This window comes from Vibrio sp. VB16 (genome assembly GCF_015594925.2).
In the GTDB taxonomy this organism is placed as follows: Bacteria; Pseudomonadota; Gammaproteobacteria; order Enterobacterales; family Vibrionaceae; genus Vibrio.
In genome coordinates this window covers 336,099-353,696 of sequence record NZ_CP087591.1, presented here as the reverse complement: position 1 = coordinate 353,696, position 17,598 = coordinate 336,099, and the positions used below count along the sequence as shown (strand labels likewise).

Below are 17,598 nucleotides of genomic sequence, written 5' to 3'. Positions count from 1 at the left end.
CTAAATACGAAGACAGAAAGGTAAACACCTCATTCATGTTGCATTCATCTTTTGTAAGCTATATTGACAAACACGATAAGAGAGGTAAATATGAAAAAAGTAGTGGTAACCGTATTAGTTTTAATGGCTGGCTTTATTGCTCTACTCAGTAGCTTAATCCTTGTTGTCCCGTTAACCATAGCGGGGTTGATTACAGGTAAGAAAATTGAAAAAAAAATGAAAAATCAAGGTTTCAAACCGACGTCAGAAAGGATTATAGAAGGCGAATATGAAGAGAAACAGTCCAAGTAAACGACCATCTAAGACATTGGCTAAACAATGTGTGGAAAAGATAATAAATGCCTAAAATCTCTCACTTCACTTTCATTTTATGTGTGGCAGTTTCAGTCATTATATTGGGGTGTACCAACCCGCCTATTGACCCAAGCTATAGTACCTCTGAGTCTTTGCCTAGCTATTCTCAATCGAACTTTGACCAGTATATTGAAGAGACGGAATCATGGCTTAAAGACAACCGAGTGTTCGTCACCGATGATAAAGACAAAGAAGTTGCGGCCAATGCACCCTATGAAATTAAGCCAAAAATCCCAAATGGTCAGGCGGTTTTATTGGTACATGGCCTTGGTGATTCACCTTATTCATTTATCGATGTAGCGAAGCATCTGGCACAACGAGGCTATGTTGTGCGGACCGTGTTATTACCCGGGCATGGAAGTAAAGTGGGGGACTTGATTCTGCCCAGTTTGTCCGATTGGCAGGGCGTGGTCGATCATCATATAGGCTTACTTAAACAGGAATATGATTCAGTTTGGCTTGGCGGGTATTCCACTGGCGCGAATTTAGTTACGTCAGAAGCGATGAGTGACCCGTCGATAAAAGGGCTACTGCTTTTTTCTCCTGCATTCCAACCTAAGTCGTCCGTTGTTAAATACGCGGAGTTTGCGAGTCACTTCATCACTTGGGCTGACCAAGATCCTGAGGATAATTATCTGCGATACAACTCTGTACCGATGAATGGTGCTGCGGTGTATTATCAGACGTCAACAGCAGTCCGACATGACTTAGAAGACACCGCTTATACTAAACCAGTATTTATCATTATGAGTGAAGGCGACAGCGTCATCGATACTCAGTATGTACAAGCAACGTTTGCCAATAAAATGGTCAACCCGAATAATCGTTTGATTTGGCAAGGGGAGACAGCACTAAAAGACAGCCGTGCGATCCAACTGACGATGAAATTAGATAACGCTCAGATCTCAAATGGTTCGCATATGGGGCTGCTTTTTTCCCCAGAGAATCCAGACTATGGAATCAAGGGAGACAAGCGTATCTGTAGCAATGGTCAAACGGAAGAAGGAGAAGCATCCTGTTTAAATGGGGAAAATGTTTGGTTTTCTGCATGGGGTTATCGACAGGAAGGTAGGGTATACGCAAGGCTGACATACAACCCCTATTTTAATCAAACCATGCAAATCATCGATCAGGTCATGTCTGAAAGCTTGTAGTTTGATAATTCGACACAATGAGATTACGAGCCAGTGTCTCATTGCAGAAACGTGAACTGTTACTTCACATTTTCTTTACAACTAAACAAATATCCAGTAAATCGAACAATATGCCTGCTTCTTTATCGCTGCCGTTTGAGTACTTTGTTATTACGCGATAGCTTTTTTTTGTCGCGAGTTCAGTCTTATAAATCAATGATAAAAAACTCTACAGGTACATTATGAATAATACGGCAGAATCTTATCTCGACGCACTTGGTGCAAGTACGGTATTGAACTCCAAGATGATTGAGGAACTTGATCTCTATGGCTTTACGGTTATCCATAATGTTATCGATGAAATCTGGTTAGATGAGATGCGTAGAACCTTTGACGCATTGGTCGAAAAAGAGGGTGACCAACTTGCCATTGAGCATCATCAAGAAGAAACGGTAACCCGAATTGCCAATCTTATTAATAAAGGAACGGTTTGGGATAAGGTCTGGACACATCCTCTTGTGTTGTCAGCGTGCAAACATATATTTTCGGGTGCGTTCAAAATATCGAGTTTGAATGCGCGTGAAGCTCATGCTGACGGTGGTCATCAACCTCTCCACGCTGATTGGAAAAAGCCAAGACCAGACTTTCCTAATGTGCATCTTGTTAACTCAATTTGGGCGCTCGATGACCTGAGTAAGGGAAATGGTGCGCCTCGCATCATTCCTGGCACGCACCTTCGACCTGACCTCCCGGACGAGGTGCTTGAAGATGTGAATGGTGCGCATCCTGACGAAGTGATTCTTGAATGCCCTGCGGGAAGTGTCATGATATTTAATGCGCACACATGGCATGGCGGAACCACCAACGTGCTAGGAAGTCGCAGAAGAGTATTGCATGGACTTTATATTGATAGAAAAGATGTCGCACAACAGGATCAAAAGAAATGGTTAACGCCCGCGACATCAAGCCGCTTAACGACGGCCCAAAAATGGCTACTAGAGGTATAGTCGTGTCTAGTCTGTTAATCGATACAGGTCAGAGATGCAGAGTGTTTACCCTCTCTCATTTCAGACCTGTTTTAATATAGGCTCTAACTTTATTACTTTTTATGCTCCCTGACGCAGTGAAATCTACACAATTCCTGTAAACTAAAATCCGTCCTTTTGAGTGGTTTATCCATAAATTTAAAATGAATCCAGACCTTCTACTTCCAACACAGTTTCTAGACAAATTATTGTCAAATTATTCTAATTCACCTACGGATATTGGTAAGGTATTTTTTGCCAGTAACCTGCCCGAGCCACCAGAATTGGCCTATCAGGTACATTTTCAGCGCTTGGAAATGGTGGTTAAAGGCTCGATTGTAATGGAAATGGGGAATGACACTGGTTTAGAAACGAAACATACATTGGTGGATGGGGATGTGTTGTATATTCCTTGCGATTGTTGGAATAAACCCCATTGGCTTGAACCCGTGACGATGTTGAATGTGTTGGTAGGTAAGCAAAACTTTGGAATAAGTGTGTTGCGGTGGGATGGTGAAAGTTTTCATACCGTGTTTAAGGACAACGTTCAACGACGAGGACCAAGAACCGGCACCTTTATATTGCAGTCACTGGAAGAGCTGCGTCGACACACGGAAGACAAACATACGACAAAATTATTGGTTGCGTCATTACTTAGCCATATCAACGATCTCAAGGTTAATCCTCCTGAAACCCTCTCACGAAGCAAGGCATTATTTGAGGCGGTACGAGATTATGTTGAACAAAAGTATCAAGAACCGCTCACTCGCGATTCGGTAGCGGAACAGTTCTATATATCCCCTAATTACCTTTCTCAGCTTTTTCAAAAAGAAGGCAAAATTAAGTTCAATGAACATCTCAACTATATTCGTTTGGAGAGGGCAAAGTTTCTTCTGAAAGAGTACGATATGAAAGTAAAAGAGGTGGCACATCGTTGTGGGTTTACGGACAGCAATTATTTCTGTCGGGTATTTCGAAATCAAACGGCTCGCTCACCGTCTGATTACAGGACTCAATATCGTAGCCATAACTAGCGCTCTATTTACGGTTGAAACGCTATTCATCATTAAAGTGTAATAACGGTATCTGGTGGTGAGTTATACGCCTTATTTAACAGGCTAAAAACACGGTCTGGACTACGTAGAAACGTTGATATATTGCTACGGATCTGGCGAGTATGTTTGAAGCGGTCGTCCCCCTCTATATTAATATCGGCAATAATCAATGCTACGTCTGCAGCATGAATAGCGTTTACAGATAGAAGGTTCTCTGTACCCAATGCACCTTGTGTTTCTACCACTATTTTGATGCCATTTTTCTGGCAGTATTTTTCTATTAACTCTGCCGCCATGTAGGTGTGGGCGACACCACTGATGCAAGCTGTAACCGCAACTATATTCATTTTCATCCGTAAAAAAATAGAGATATACCTCCAAGTATACCTCTATTTTTAGTGTTCTGATTTATTTAGTAAGATTTTGTATGTGCCATTGTGGATTAAAGCACATCCAGTACCGTCTTGCCTTCACCGTACACGGACTCCCAGTCTGCAGTGAACCCTGCAACGCCAGAATCTGTCAGTGGATGGTTGAGAAGCAGGTCAAAAACATCCGGTGCGATTGTTGCTGATTGCCCGCCAACTTTCGCGACACCATGTACTTGTTGAACGTTTTTAAATGAAGCTGCCAATACTTTCGCGCTTAAATTATGGGTTTTAAGCAGCTGCGCTATTTCCGCCACGACTTGAACACCGTCAGTACAAATGTTGTCTAATCGGTTGACGTAAGGGGCTAAAAATGCCGCCCCTGCAACGGCGGCCATCAACGCCTGTTGAGGCGTTAGAATAGCCGTGGCGGTAACCGGAATTGCTTTCTCTGACATCAGCTTTATAGCTTTGATACCTTGAGGTGTCACGGGTACTTTGATGTACAAACCTGAGTCAAATGCACGTAGTGCTTCGGCTTCTTGCAACATTATTTCTGCCGTTTTTCCCATTACCTGTACGTGCAGCAATCGTTCTGACCCTATGATTTCTCGAATGCTAAGAATAATTTCTTTCAACGGCTTATTTTCTTTAGAAATAATCGTTGGGTTTGTTGTTACTCCCGCAAGAGGGTAGAGATCAACCGCACGTTTGATGTCATCAAGGTTGGCTGTATCTAAAAAGTAAATCATGTTGATATCTCCATTTGAATTTTATAGATTTTATTTTTTGAAACCGAACTCTTTTAAGCATTGAGTAATCGCGGCTTTACTCTCGGTGAATGCGATGCCTTGGGCTGCCAACTTGGTTGTATCTAAACGCACATCGCGAGTTTTTGGTGCGTCCTCGGCTTCCAATAACTCATTGATACGAGGCGATTGTCCCATCTCCGTTAGTATGTGTTCGGCAATGTCATAACGGCTGTTCGGATTGTGAGCGCCGGTATGATAAGTGCCGTATGGAATATCGAATATCTTTTCAAACTGTTCGATTAGTTCGTGGATATAGGTAAGCCCACGGAACTCATTGCGGCGTTCAGCCATTTTTTCCCCATTGATTAGGGCTTGTAGCGTGTTCCATAATACATTCGGGTTGATGCTGGTATTTCGTTCCGGTAATCCAAACATCCACGTGAAGCGAAGAATCCACATCGTATCTAAGACCTTTTTGAGTTCTGCTTCCGCTTCAAGTTTATTCTGACCGTAAACTGTATCTGGATTTGGTATGTCGGTTTCTCTGTACGGTCCGGATTCTCGGTTGCCATTAAATACCTGTTCAGTACTTATAAACACAAGTTTGGCACCCGTTTCTTTACAGGCTTTTGCTACATTAATTGCACCTTGAACATTTACTTGATACGCCACCTCCGGGTGTTTGTTGCAAAAATCCGTTACAGCAATGGCGGCCGCATGGATAACATAATCCGGCTTTTCGTCTGAAAAAATCTTGTTCACCTGTGTCGCGTTGGTGATATCAAGTCGCTCAACATCTGTCGCGATAATATCGAATCTATGCTGATATTTATTTATGAATTGAGTGCCAAAGAAGCCGTTTGCACCTGTGATAAGAATTCTTTTTTTCATCATTAACCTCCAATAGTAACGCTGTAACCATGGGCCTCTACGTGTCTGCGTATAGAAGCGATTTCGTCTGTGGAAGGAACCGGCACCTTTTCAAGGGCGTACTCCATATGTAGGGTTTGGTATTTACTCGCGCCATATTGATGGAACGGCAATAGGTGGATCTCTTTTAGTCCAAATGGCTGGATAAAGCGAAGCACCTTATCCACATTAATAATACTGAGTGTGTATCCTGGAATAAGTGGTAAGCGTGGGATAACCTTTACTCCACTTTGTACCAATTGAGTGAACCCCTGTAATACCTTTTCGAGATTAATGCCAGTCACCTGTTTCGCGAGTTTTTGATCCATAATTTTGAAATCAAACAACACTTCGTCACACAGTTTACCTATCCTTTGTAACTGAGCATTACTGCCCTGACCTGAGGTTTCTATTGCGGTGCGGTAACCCAATTCACGCAGTCTTCTAAGTAGCTGGATAACAAAAGGTGCCTGAGAAAGTATTTCCCCTCCAGATAGGGTAATTCCACCACCAGAAGAGCGGTAGAACACCTCGTCTTTAGCTATCTCTTTCAGTAACTCGTCCAAGCTCATATCATGCCCAACCAATTCAACTGCACCACTAGGACATTCATCGACATCCATAGAGCAGGAATCACAGTGAATACATTTTGCTTCACGGCGAATCTTCTGTGGCTGGTGAGAGCGTGATTCAGGGTTGGCGCACCATGGGCAGTGAAGAGGGCAGCCTTTAAAAAATACGACCGTGCGGATACCTTCGCCATCGTTCAGTGAATAACGTTGAATGTTGAAGATATGCCCAACAGGTATTACGTTTTCTACTGGTTGCTCAGCCTTGATGCTTGAATTACAACTCATGGGACGTTCTTTGAATAATGTCGTCTTGGATCTCTTTCGACAACTCAACGAAGAAGGCACTATAACCTGCAACACGTACGACTAACCCTGCATAATCTTCTGGTTTTTCTTGCGCTTTACGCAATGTTTCTGCATTGAGCACGTTAAATTGAATGTGTTGCAGCTTTAGTTTCATAAAAGCACGCAAAAAGTCACCCAATTTGGATAGGCCGTTTACGCCATCTAGAGTTGACGGAGTAAATTTAACATTCAGTAAACTGCCGTTAGAGAGCAAGTAGTTATCGAGTTTTGATACCGATTTAAGCACGGCGGTTGGCCCTTGATGATCCTTACCAAGCATAGGTGAAAGGCCGCCATCGGCTAACTGTTCGCCAGAAAGTCGCCCATCTGGCGTTGCACCTACCACTGCCCCTAAAGGAACATGTGCGGACACCGTATACGATCCCGGTGTAAAATAGCCGCCACGTGGATTGTCATATTGTTCTACTTCCTTACAGAAAATCCGCAGTAACTCAGCACCGATAACATCCACTTCATCGATATCGTTACCATATTTTTCATATTTGTTCGTTAGTCGAGCACGAATCATCTTACCGTTTTCTACGTCGAAATTGTTATCGAGGATTGTAATAAAATCAGAAAAAGGCAGGCGTTTTTCTTCAAACACGAAACGTTTAAGTGCGTGCAGGGAATCGGATAAATTTGCAATGCCAATACCTTGAACTCCGGAAAAATTATAGCGCCCCCCGCCATAAGTAACGTCTTTACCTGACTCGACACAATCGCTGATAAAAGAGGATAACAACGGGACTGGGGCCCAATCTCTATGGCCAATATCACAAATGTTCGAACCTTCTACCATCAGTTTAATATAGTGACGCATGTCGTTACGAATCTGATCAACGACGCCTTCATAGCTCACATTCTCATCGAATTGATTACGTTTTAGGACGAGCTCCATTACCTTAAGTAGGTTGAACATCGCGATATCGTGTAAGCCATAGGTTTTACCCGGTATCGAAAGTTCTACGCAACCCACAACAGAATAGTCACGAGCATCTTCGAGGGATACACCTCGGTTTAGAAAAGCAGGAATAACCACTTCATCGTTAAATATCTGTGGAATACCAGTACCTAGGCGAATGGTCTCCGCTGTTTTGTGCATGAACTCCCGGTCCATCAACTCATTCACGCGAACGCCAAGATTAGGTTGTGGTAACTGTACGCTTTGATAGGCATCTAAACAGAGCGTAGAAAGCTCGTTAACTGCGCTTCGTCCTGTTTCGGTTAACCCTCCTAACAATATTGTGTAACCTGTCGGAAAACCGGCAAAAAACTTTGCACTACTAGAAGAACGAAGTAGCACTATGTCATTGGTCTTTATCCAGAGACTTTCTAAGTACTCTTTCAAATATGCTGGGTCTTCACCTTGCTCAATGGAGTGCCGATAAAAGGGCAGCATATATTGGTCAAAGCGGCCTAATGAAAGTGAACTTGCGTTTGATTCGTACTGCAAAATAATATTCATGTACCAAAATAGCTGGCACGCTTCGGCGAAGGTTTCAGGTTTACCCGTCGCGACTTTACCCGATATAGCAGCAATTGAACGTAGCTCTTTTTTCCTTACAGAGTCATGGCAGGTTACTGTCATCTCCAGTGCCATTTTTTCGTATCGACGAATATGGCGGATTGATGCCTGAAGAAGGATGACAACAGATTGATAAAAAGGATTGTCAGGTTGAGCCGCGTCGATAGATTCAAGTTCATCAAGGAGTTTACCAAGACCATTATTCAATAAACGCTCGTAGTCGATAATGATATGACCCTGGCCTTTGTCCGTCTGATTGACGCTAAATATTTTTTTCCCTACCGCATCTTTGATCTTTTCTGGTATTTGACTGTTGATAAAGTCCTTCATGGAGCGTTCTGACCAATAAGGGAGAAGTTCCTCTTTATAAATGCTTTTATCGCTTTCACTGATATAGAACTTATCTTGTGGACGGCTTTCGAAAATATCTAGCTCTTTCTCAATCCAATACGGGTCCATCTCTGGTGAGACGATGCCGGATCGAGGTTTGATAGTACGGTTACCTGCGACGAGTTCATCATCTCGAATGGAAATGGTGACATTGTCCAAGATATGAGCGGTCGCTTTGGCGCGTCGAAGTAGCGTATGTTCGCCTTCTGTAAGCTTATGACTTTCTGTATACAACAGAGCACGTTCTAGCGAGATCTCTCTCTTTGCTGTAAAAAGTGTCGATTTGAGGTTTTCGATTCTGACAGTGCTCATGGCAAGCTCCGTAGTGGCTAATTAAGGTTTATTTATTGGGCGAGGTTTGCGTTTTCTCGACTTAGATTTTTTATGTTTGCTTGCCTTTGCGGGTAGAAAAGACAAGCAAAGGCTTGCTACGCTGTTGTTAAATGGGCTTCGATTTTGTCGATAACCGCGCCAGCCCGTTTAACAGCATCACTTACGCCAATACGTACCACCAACTTGCCTTCAAATCGCTCTTGATTTTTGATATCGATATCTTTAGTTAAAATAACAACATCTGCCTGTGCGACTTGTTCGGCTGTGAGTGCATTTTCAATGCCAATAGACCCCTGTGTTTCTACATGACAGGTCCAGCCTTTTGCTTTTGCCGCTGATTCGATGGCTTCTGCTGCCATGTAAGTGTGTGCAACGCCAGATGGGCATGCGGTTACTGCTACTAAGTGAGTCATAATAATATCCTGTGATGTAAGACTTTTTACCCAAATAAAGGGTGGTAGAGTATAAAGTGCATCGTTGTATTTCGAATCGTGAGTGGGTTATCAATCGTAAGGGCTGATAACCCACCCAAAGAATGTGTTTGGTTATCCAATGCTAATATCAAGGTTGATATCGTCAGAGGCATTGTCTTTCGGCGTACCTATTTTACGTCGAGCTTTCAAGAAGTTGACTAAAAGTGCGGTAATCAGTGAGCCGACGGCCAAAGCAATGATAAAACCAAAGCGCCCTTCAACGACCGGTAGAACAATTAATCCACCCCATGCTGCAAAGCATTTCACACCAAGTAAGGCGGCCGTTACCGCACCACAAGCGGTACCTATCATAATGGACGGAATCACGCGTAGTGGGTCGGAAGCTGCAAACGGAATAGCACCTTCAGTTATACCCATGGTACCCATTAAGAGAGATGCACGACCTGCTTCTCGTTCGTCCGTTTCGTAGAGCTTTCGGTTTAGGAATGTTGCGAGGCCCATACCGACAGATGGTGTCGCAACCGCGACAGCAGAGATCCCCGCCACGTTATAGATACCTTCACCGACGCACAGAATAACGAAGGCATAAGCGACCTTGTTTACTGGCCCGCCCATATCAAAGGCGATCATTAGTCCCATAATAATGGCTAACACCACTATGCTTGAGTCTTGCATGCTTTTTAAGAATGCGGTGAGTCCAGCCGTTGCGGCGCCAATTGGTTCACCGATACCCCAAACAATGGCACCTGCTGTAATAAAGGTACCCACAATAGGAATAACAAAAATAGGCATGATGGAGCGAGCGAACGAAGGGACCTTTATTTTTTTCAGGTAGTGAACAACAATACCACCTAGTAGGCCAGCGAAAATGGCACCAAAGAAGCCCGTGTTATACATGTTAGCGCCAATAAAGGCCGCAATAGCTGATGGGGCAAGAGCCGAACGGTCTGCTATCGAGTAACCGATATAGGCCGCTAGTATTGGCACCATGAGTTGGAATCCGGCAACACCGATAAAGAAGAGGTCATGCAACCAGGTACCTTCTACAGGTACGGCACCTTCGCCATTAAGCATGACGGAAGCGGCGAGTAAAATACCACCAGCAACAACAAATGGTATCATATGTGATACACCAGTCATCAAGTGTGACCGGGTGTTTTTGAGTATGGAAATGATGTCGTTCATAACACTGTTCCTTAGAGCACAAAGTTTTTAATTAAAAGAATAGTTAGTTTCAATTTGTTCACGTTTACTCGCTGCGCAGCGTCTGTAATTTTTCCAACCATATATTTGGAATTGACCATCAAGGTTGTGCTCATAATATAGTGAGTAAATGTGCTATGCAGTTAGAGGATAAATCATCTATTTACTGGATTTTTGTTAGTTATGTTCAGGAAGGTGATCTATGACTCAAAATGGACTGACGTGATTTTATTGGCATAAAATTTAACCTATCCATTTGTTTACATGTAATTTAATCTAATAAAACTTGTTTTTGCTTTGTAAGCGGTGAGATCTGTATCTCACAATGGGTAGGATATTTGAGCTTGTTCACATTCGAGCGGATATCTAACAAATATCCAGTAAAACGAAGGTATGTCCAATAGAGGTGTATTTGATGACGTTATATTGTGTAACGAAAGCATATCAACCTATTCTACTTACGCTCTTGTTATACGTATTGAGGTTTGTAAGACAATCAATTCTGAGGCCAGAATTTCATGAAAACTTTATCTTTCTCTTGTGAATTACCAAATGGTGTTCACGCACGACCCGCTAGCCATGTTGAAGCATTATGTAACGAATTCAGAGCGGTCATTCAGTGGCAAAATGAACGTACCGGTATTTCTGCAAATGCAAAAAGTGTCCTTTCTCTTATTGGTACAGATACATTATTGGGTGACCACTGCCAGATAACTATTGAGGGTGAAGATGAAGAACAGGCATTGGAGAGAATTAGTCGTTTTATCAATACTGAGTTTGCACATTGTGACTCTTCTCTCGAAGTCGTGGAGCAACAGGTTGGTGATTTCCTTGCATTACCGCGAAGCTTTACCGCCCTTAATGCTCAGGTTTCTCGAGGCAATGCGGTAAGTGCCGGGTTTGGTATCGGTAAACTGATCCGTATTGGTGCTATAAATTTTGACACGCTAACAGACTTGCCCGAGAGCCGTGATATTGAACTTGAGCAAGAAGCGCTATTGCAGGGTTTAAAGCAGCTTATGAAAGCATTCGAACTTCAGTTGAAAACGGCCAGTCATACAGAAGGAGAAGTCGTCAATGCACACCTTTCAATAATAAAGGATGCCGAGTTCAAATCGACGCTAGAGAACAATTTAGTACAAGGTCGAAGCTGTGCCGATTCGGTCATTGCGACTGCCAAGCACTTTGGAGAGCAACTACAAAAGTCGGCGTCTAATTATATGCGTGAACGTGAGCTAGACATACGCGACGTATGCTTTCAATTGCTGCAGTCTATTTATGGTGAAGAGCGTTTCTGCAATACACTTAAATTAAGCGAACCGACGATTTGTATCGCGGATGATTTAACCCCTAGCCAGTTCTTAGAGCTTGATAAAGATCTATTAAAAGGCCTTATTTTAACCCATGGCGGCAGTACTTCTCATACCGTTATCCTAGCGCGTTCATTTGCGATTCCAACGTTGGTTGGTATTGACGAAAGATCCTTGACAACGATTCTTGATAATGAGGTTTTGGTGGATGGTACCCTTGGCCTAGTTGCGACAGAACTTGATGAAACGCTTCGACGTTACTACAAGCAAGAGCAGCGAGTTGTCGACATCATTGAAAAACGCCAGAGTCAGTATCGAGATCAAAAGGGGCAGACGGTGGATGGTAAGCCACTAGAAATAGCAGCGAATATTGCGCACTCTGTTGAAGCTCAAGCGGCATTTAATAATGGCGCGGAAGCAGTAGGGTTGTTTCGCACTGAGATGTTATATATGGATAGGTCGTCTGCACCAGATGAAGATGAACTATACAATATATTTTGTCAGGCGTTAGAGACCGCCCAAGGTAAATCTATTATCGTGCGCACCATTGATATTGGTGGTGATAAGCCGGTTGATTATTTGAATATTCCTTCTGAGAACAATCCGTTTCTTGGTTATCGTGCTGTGCGTATCTATGAAGAATTTTTGGAACTGTTTAAAGGTCAGTTACGCAGCATTCTTCGTGCGTCAGCTCATGGTTCTTTGAAGATTATGATTCCAATGATCTCTTCGTTGGATGAGATCTTGTGGGTAAAAGACATTCTGGCTGAGGTGCGCAAGGAGCTACGAGCCGAACAAATTCCATTCGATGAAAAAATCCCATTGGGCATTATGATGGAGGTCCCGTCTATTGCCTTCATTATTGATCAGTGCTGTGAAGAGATAGATTTCTTCAGTATTGGGAGTAATGACTTAACTCAGTATTTGATGGCAGTAGACCGAGACAATGCTAAAGTAACCAAACACTACAATAGTTTAAACCCCGCCTTTTTAAGGACGCTTGACCATGTTGTACGTGAGGTACATCGCCATGGGAAGTGGGTAGGTTTGTGTGGTGAGTTAGGTGCAAAAGGTTCCGTTCTTCCTCTGCTTGTTGGTTTGGGTTTAGACGAAATAAGTATGAGCGCACCAAGTATACCTGCGACCAAAGAGCGTATTGCGAATTTGGATAGCCGTGACTGTCGTCAGTTGTTGAATAAGGCGATGAGCTGTCGCACTTCGTTAGAGGTAGAACATCTGTTAGCACAGTTCCGCATGCATCAGTCTGATGCTCCACTTATTTCACAAGACTGTATAACCCTGGATAACGATTTACGTACCAAAGAAGAGGTGATAAAAACACTTTCTGAGAACCTGTTTTTGGCTGGCCGTTGTCGATACCCAACGAAACTTGCGGATGATCTATGGGCTCGTGAAGATGTATTTTCCACGGGGTTGGGGTTTGGGTTTGCGATACCGCATACCAAAAGCGAACATATAGAGCAATCGACCATTAGTGTCTCTCGCCTCGCTAAACCAATTCAATGGGGCGATGAAGAAGCTCAATTCGTCATTATGCTGACATTGAACAAGCACGCTGCGGGTGATCAGCACATGAAGATATTTTCAAAGTTAGCCCGACGAATTATGCATGAAGAATTCCGTCAAAGCTTGATGAATGCAAGTTCAACCGAAGAGATAGAAAGTATGCTGAAAATGGAACTGGAACTATAAAGAGGATACCGTAATGTCATCATTGCTCGAACAGATATTGGAACAGGAACAGCGCCTTCAGTTTACGTATTTTTCTCATCAAAGAGCGTGGGAGCTAGGCTGTGCCCTAAAAAGTGCCGCAGAGAACAAAAAGGTTAATGTTGCTATTGATATTGCGATGAATGGCCTCTGTATCTTTAGTTTCGCCATGCCCGGAACCCGGATTGATAACCTTGAATGGATCAGGCGTAAAAAAAATGTGGTTAATCGCTATCAAAATAGCTCTTGGTATATAGGAAACTATTACAAGAACAAAGGTGTTTCAATAGAAGAGAGCTCGCTCGTCGATGGTAAAGAGTATGCTCCCTTTGGTGGCAGCTTCCCTCTGACCATTCGCAATGTTGGCGTAGTTGGGACGATTACGGTGTCGGGTCTTCCTCAGGAAGAGGATCACCGATTAATCGTAGATACCTTAACGACTTTTTTATCTAAGCCATAATCCGTCCATATCATTATCTGAAAAGGTGCCGATGTCAGGCATCTTTTCTTTTTTAACGTCAAATGTCCTTCCAAATAATTCGCTATACCACGCTAAGTAAGTGTGTCATCAACACGAATGTCATTCCGCCGACCACTCTAGATATCCCTATCCAAGGGGCAAGGGCAATACGTATAAATAGGAGGTTTGTGACGGAGCACTTGTTACTCTAAATAGAGGTGAATAGTTTTCCTGTTTTGATCACATTTATCAATGCTGGGCATATATTTATCAAATTACCTACAGCATAATAATTGTGAATTTAAAGCATCGCTTTTCTTAAGTGGGAACATATAATGAACATGTACCTTAAATCTCAATATAGTTCAGAGCCAGCATTGCTCGCTTGGTATAATATTGATCACATACTCTCCTTTCATTTATCTTCAGAATAACTTCTTAGAGACGTTCCTACGTCACCTTAAAAAATTTCGGTAACATTTGACAATCAAATTTTATTATTGATTTTATTAAATCAACGTATTTATTTATATAAAATATGACGTATTGATCTAAAGTATTTTCATTAATAAAGAAGAATCCAAAAGTTACCTAGAATAGCCGTTGTCAATGCAATGGTAAATTATAGATAGACAATACCCATCTCAGTCTCTTTTTTAGATTGCGAGATTGTTTGTATCTATATATATCAAAAACATTTTTTGTATTTAATATTTCGTTATTATTATGGCACGTTTAATTCAGTTGAATTTTTATACGGCCTATTTAAAAAATAGATAAAAATAACGAGATTGTTCGTAACTAATTTAATCATGGTGAAATAACACCATGTAACTATATAAAGGCATTATTATGGAAAACTTTAAGCATCTACCAGAACCATTCCGCATTCGTGTAATTGAACCTGTTAAACGTACGACACGTGAGTATCGTGATCAAGCAATTATTAAAGCAGGTATGAACCCATTTTTGCTTGATAGTGAAGATGTATTTATTGACCTTCTTACCGACAGCGGTACAGGCGCAATTACGCAAAAAATGCAAGCAGCAATGCTTCTTGGTGATGAAGCATATAGCGGTAGCCGCAGCTATTATGCATTGGCAAACGCAGTAAAAGATATCTTCGGATATGAGTTTACAATCCCGACTCACCAAGGTCGTGGTGCTGAGCAAATTTACATCCCTGTTTTAATCAAGAAACGTGAAATGGAGAAGGGTCTTGACCGTACTAAGATGGTCGCTCTATCTAACTACTTCTTCGATACAACGCAAGGTCATACTCAAATGAACTGCTGTGTTGCGAAAAACGTATACACAGAAGAAGCATTTGATACTGCTGTAAATGCAGATTTTAAAGGCAACTTTGACCTAGTTAAGCTAGAAGAAGCGATTCTTGAAGCGGGTGCAGCCAACGTGCCATACATTGTGAGCACCATTACTTGTAACTCTGCTGGTGGCCAACCTGTTTCTATCGCAAACTTAAAAGCTGTGTACGAAATCGGACAAAAATATGACATTCCAGTCATCATGGACTCCGCTCGTTATGCTGAGAATGCTTACTTCATTCAACAACGTGAAGAAGCATACAAAACGTGGACAATTGAAGAGATCACTTTTGAATCTTACAAGTACGCTGATGCACTAGCGATGTCAGCGAAAAAAGACGCCATGGTACAAATGGGTGGCCTACTTTGTTTCAAAGATGACTCCCTAATGGATGTATACACTGAGTGTCGTACTTTGTGTGTGGTACAAGAAGGTTTCCCAACTTACGGTGGCTTAGAAGGCGGCGCGATGGAACGTCTTGCTGTTGGTCTTTATGACGGAATGCGTCAAGAGTGGCTAGCATATCGTATTGGCCAAGTTCAATACCTTGTAGATGGATTAGAAGGTTTGGGCATCGTTTGTCAACAAGCCGGCGGCCACGCAGCATTCGTTGATGCGGGCAAGCTGCTTCCTCATATCCCTGCTGGTCAATTCCCTGCACATGCTCTTGCTTGTGAGTTATATAAAGTTGCGGGTATTCGTGCGGTTGAGATTGGTTCTCTATTGCTAGGTCGTGATCCTGCAACGGGCAAGCAACATCCTTGTCCTGCGGAACTACTACGTTTGACTATTCCACGTGCAACATACACCCAAACGCACATGGATTTCGTTATTGAAGCATTCCAAAAAGTAAAAGAAAATGCAGCAAACGTTAAAGGTTTAGATTTCACTTACGAGCCAGCTGTTCTTCGTCACTTTACTGCCCGTTTACAAGAAGTTGAAGCGGTACAGCAAGCTGATAAATCAGAAGAAAAAGTTCTCGAAAAAGCTTAATTGCTATAAAAGAGGTACCCATTTGGGTGCCTCTTTACCTAAACAAATAATAAAATAATACGATTTAGGTATGTAGTCCAATAACGTGAAATAACAAGAGTGAATGAAATATGGAACAGAGTTCTACGTTTACATCAAATGATAAAGCTGCGGAAAAAAGCCCTTCACTGATTGGTGGTGCGTGTATTATCGCCAGTGTTTGTGTTGGTGCCGGTATGTTAGGCCTACCGAGCGCAGGAGCGGGTGCATGGACAGTATGGTCAATTCTTGCCATTACATTAACCATGATTGTGATGACAGTGTCTGGTTGGATGTTGTTGGAATCATTCAAGCATTATGACCTAAAGGTATCGTTTAATACGGTAACTAAAGACATGCTTGGTGACAAAATCAACATGTTCAATAACCTAGCGGTTTATTTTGTAGGAGGGATATTACTTTATGCTTATATCACATCTTCAGGCCTTATCCTTCAAGATACTTTGAATCTAGATAGTAAAATAGCGTCTATCTTATTTGTGTTAGTTTTCTCCGCCTTTGTATGGCACTCCACCAGAGCAGTAGACAGAATTTCAGTTGTTTTGATTTTATTCATGGTCTTAAGCTTTGTATTTGGTGTGTCAGGGTTAGCAATCAAAGTCGATATGTCGATACTGTTTGACACTATCAATGCGGAAGCGAACTACGCACCTTATGCTCTAGCAATGCTACCAGTGGCGTTAACCTCGTTTGGTTATCATCATTCGGTTGCTTCTATGCGAGCTTACTACGGAGAAGAAACAAGAGCGAAGTACGCTATATTGATTGGCACAGTAATCGCCTTGAGTTTGTACTTTTTGTGGCTGTTTAGTATCTATGGAAATCTACCAAGAAGCCAGTTCGGTCCTATCATCGAGCAAGGCGGTAACGTAGATGCGTTGCTAACAGCATTAGGTTCAGTTATTGAATCTGAAAAAGTAGCCAATGCGATTAATACCTTCTCAATGGCGGCAATCTTGTCTTCTTTCATTGGTGTTGGACTTGGCGTGTTTGACTATTTGGCGGACTTGTTCAAGTTTGAAGATACTAAGCAAGGAAGAGCAAAGACTTGGCTAGTTACCTTCTTGCCACCGCTTGTTTTATCGCTGCTTTTTCCATTCGGTTTTGTCATCGTCATTGGCTATGCTGGTGCTGCGGCAACAGTTTGGACGTGTATCATTCCTGCTCTTCTCGTTAGAAAAGCACGTATGTTAGAGACGGGAGACAAAGGGTTTAGAGCTCCAGGCGGTCAAGTTATGATCTATCTTGTTATGGGTTTCGGTGTACTAACTGCCGTGTTCCATATCATGTCGATGCTAGGCTTTCTTCCTTCGTACGTGGGATAGTCAAAATTAAGTA

15 protein-coding genes are annotated in these 17,598 nt (G+C 42.4%); 8 read left to right on the top strand and 7 right to left on the bottom strand.

The window, feature by feature from the left end; translation table 11 throughout:
- The first annotated feature begins 90 nt into the window (after nt 1-90).
- From IUZ65_RS18160 to IUZ65_RS18145, 4 genes are all read left to right on the top strand, one after another.
- Nucleotides 91-291, top strand: coding sequence for a hypothetical protein (locus IUZ65_RS18160; protein WP_195705442.1), 201 nt, complete (start codon nt 91-93; stop codon nt 289-291).
- Nucleotides 292-338: 47 nt separating this feature from the next.
- Nucleotides 339-1,508: an alpha/beta hydrolase gene (locus IUZ65_RS18155; RefSeq protein ID WP_195705441.1), complete on the top strand. Its 1,170-nt coding sequence runs from the start codon at nt 339-341 to the stop codon at nt 1,506-1,508.
- A 221-nt stretch (nt 1,509-1,729) separates the two neighbouring features.
- Nucleotides 1,730-2,494: a phytanoyl-CoA dioxygenase family protein gene (locus IUZ65_RS18150; protein WP_195705440.1), complete on the top strand. Its 765-nt coding sequence runs from the start codon at nt 1,730-1,732 to the stop codon at nt 2,492-2,494.
- Nucleotides 2,495-2,676: 182 nt separating this feature from the next.
- Entirely contained in the window at nt 2,677-3,546 is an 870-nt protein-coding gene (locus IUZ65_RS18145; protein ID WP_195705439.1) for a helix-turn-helix transcriptional regulator, read from the top strand.
- 32 nt (nt 3,547-3,578) lie between these two features.
- Here IUZ65_RS18145 and IUZ65_RS18140 read toward each other — a convergent pair whose 3' ends face one another.
- From IUZ65_RS18140 to IUZ65_RS18110, 7 genes are all read right to left on the bottom strand, one after another.
- Nucleotides 3,579-3,914 carry a fructose PTS transporter subunit IIB gene (locus IUZ65_RS18140; protein WP_195705438.1) on the bottom strand — a complete coding sequence of 112 codons (336 nt, stop codon included), beginning with the start codon at nt 3,912-3,914 and terminating at the stop codon, nt 3,579-3,581.
- Between the two features lie 95 nt (nt 3,915-4,009).
- Complete coding sequence (locus IUZ65_RS18135) at nt 4,010-4,687, bottom strand: fructose-6-phosphate aldolase (protein WP_195705437.1); 678 nt, start codon at nt 4,685-4,687, stop codon at nt 4,010-4,012.
- Between the two features lie 30 nt (nt 4,688-4,717).
- A complete protein-coding gene (locus IUZ65_RS18130) occupies nt 4,718-5,581 on the bottom strand; it encodes an SDR family oxidoreductase (protein ID WP_229638237.1) in 864 nt (287 codons plus the stop codon).
- Nucleotides 5,581-6,453: a [formate-C-acetyltransferase]-activating enzyme gene (locus tag IUZ65_RS18125; RefSeq protein ID WP_195705436.1), complete on the bottom strand. Its 873-nt coding sequence runs from the start codon at nt 6,451-6,453 to the stop codon at nt 5,581-5,583. The genes IUZ65_RS18130 and IUZ65_RS18125 overlap by 1 nt, the downstream gene beginning before the upstream one ends.
- Nucleotides 6,443-8,743, bottom strand: coding sequence for a formate C-acetyltransferase (locus tag IUZ65_RS18120; RefSeq protein ID WP_195705435.1), 2,301 nt, complete (start codon nt 8,741-8,743; stop codon nt 6,443-6,445). The genes IUZ65_RS18125 and IUZ65_RS18120 overlap by 11 nt, the downstream gene beginning before the upstream one ends.
- A gap of 116 nt (nt 8,744-8,859) precedes the next feature.
- Complete coding sequence (locus tag IUZ65_RS18115; RefSeq protein WP_195705434.1) at nt 8,860-9,177, bottom strand: PTS fructose-like transporter subunit IIB; 318 nt, start codon at nt 9,175-9,177, stop codon at nt 8,860-8,862.
- A 132-nt stretch (nt 9,178-9,309) separates the two neighbouring features.
- Nucleotides 9,310-10,383 carry a PTS fructose transporter subunit EIIC gene (locus IUZ65_RS18110; protein WP_195705433.1) on the bottom strand — a complete coding sequence of 358 codons (1,074 nt, stop codon included), beginning with the start codon at nt 10,381-10,383 and terminating at the stop codon, nt 9,310-9,312.
- 536 nt (nt 10,384-10,919) lie between these two features.
- Between IUZ65_RS18110 and ptsP the strand changes: the two genes are divergently transcribed.
- From ptsP to IUZ65_RS18090, 4 genes are all read left to right on the top strand, one after another.
- Nucleotides 10,920-13,424 (top strand): phosphoenolpyruvate--protein phosphotransferase, encoded by a 2,505-nt coding sequence (gene ptsP / locus IUZ65_RS18105; protein WP_195705432.1) that lies wholly within the window; start codon nt 10,920-10,922, stop codon nt 13,422-13,424.
- 13 nt (nt 13,425-13,437) lie between these two features.
- A complete protein-coding gene (locus IUZ65_RS18100) occupies nt 13,438-13,902 on the top strand; it encodes a heme-degrading domain-containing protein (RefSeq protein WP_195705431.1) in 465 nt (154 codons plus the stop codon).
- 852 nt (nt 13,903-14,754) lie between these two features.
- Nucleotides 14,755-16,221 (top strand): tryptophanase, encoded by a 1,467-nt coding sequence (tnaA, locus tag IUZ65_RS18095; protein ID WP_195705430.1) that lies wholly within the window; start codon nt 14,755-14,757, stop codon nt 16,219-16,221.
- 110 nt (nt 16,222-16,331) lie between these two features.
- The gene (locus IUZ65_RS18090; protein WP_195705429.1) at nt 16,332-17,585 is read left to right on the top strand and encodes an aromatic amino acid transporter; all 1,254 of its coding nucleotides are present in this window, start codon (nt 16,332-16,334) and stop codon (nt 17,583-17,585) included.
- Nucleotides 17,586-17,598 lie beyond the last annotated feature (13 nt).